General features: G+C 43.3%; 1 protein-coding gene. It reads left to right on the forward strand.

What is annotated here, in order from left to right; all coding sequences use genetic code 11:
- Positions 1 to 1,195 (forward strand): IS3 family transposase gene (locus R7P74_RS24815; protein ID WP_225474373.1). Its coding sequence is split into 2 segments (ribosomal slippage), with 1,196 coding nucleotides annotated over them: positions 1 to 357 and positions 357 to 1,195; the frame shifts between segments, so codons are not numbered across the junction. This gene is flagged as partial in the annotation.
- Positions 1,196 to 1,228: the final 33 nt, after the last annotated feature.

The following is a 1,228-nucleotide window of genomic DNA, read 5'->3' on the forward strand; positions in this document are numbered from 1 at the left end:
CAACTAAAAGAACTCAGCGCGATTACTCCCTCGCTTTTAAACTCACTGTAGTTGATGAGGTTGAAAAAGGAAGCCTCACTTACAAACAAGCCCAAGAGAAGTATGGCATCCAAGGTTGCTCTACGGTTTTGGTTTGGCTTCGTAAGCATGGTCGACTAGATTGGTCTAAAGGGACACCTAACTTTATGTCCAAAGGAGACTCTATGGCCGAGTTCAATTCACCTCCTACACCAGAGCAACGTATTAAAGAGCTTGAGAAGCAGCTCGAAGATGCTCAACTCAAAGCCGACTTCTTTGAAGCTGTCGTGAACGTTATGGAACGTGACTATGGTGTTAGAGTGACAAAAAAGCACAAAGAAGCGTTGTCCAAGAGAAAACCATAGTAGGTTTGAGCGTTACGAAGTTTTGTCAGTTAGTACAAATCTCTCGCCAAGCTTATTATAAGCAATGCCAAACTCAATCTCGTTGTGAACATCATGAGCATGCTGTCATTGGCTTTGTCCGTGAAGTCAGGCTGAAGCAGCCACGCATTGGCACGCGTAAACTGAAGTTCTTAGCAGCAACAAAGGGCATTCAAATAGGTCGCGATAAGCTCTTTGAACTTCTCAGAAAACATCGGCTGTTAGTGAGAGCAAGACGAGCCTATCACCGAACGACTGACAGCCGTCATCGATTTTTCTGTCACCCAAACAAAGTGAAAGATGGGCTGACACCAACGAAGCCAGAACAACTGTGGGTTGCTGATATTACTTACTTGCCAACTCAAAATGGAGAGAGTTATCTCAGCTTGGTTACAGACGCTTATTCAAGGAAGATTGTTGGTTTTTATGTGGATGACAACATGAAAACTCAATCAGTTAAGCGGGCATTTATCTCAGCTCTCAGGCAACGGCAGAGTGAAGAAAAGCTAATACACCACTCAGATAGAGGCTCACAATACTGTTCGAAGGAATATCAAGATATCCATAAGAAACATAGAGTGACTTGCTCAATGACTGACGGGTATGACTGTTATCAGAATGCTTTAGCTGAGCGTGTAAATGGGATACTCAAAATGGAGCTCTTGCTGAAGAAACCGAAAGATCTGAAAGAAGCAAGGACGATGGTAGCAGAGTCCGTAGATATCTATAATCAAATGAGGCCTCATACGGCTTTAAAATACAAAACGCCCGATGAAGTACATCGAGCGTTTTAGTTAAAAAGTGTCAACCCATATCAGGACGGGTCA

This window comes from Vibrio sp. 2033, from assembly GCF_033339735.1.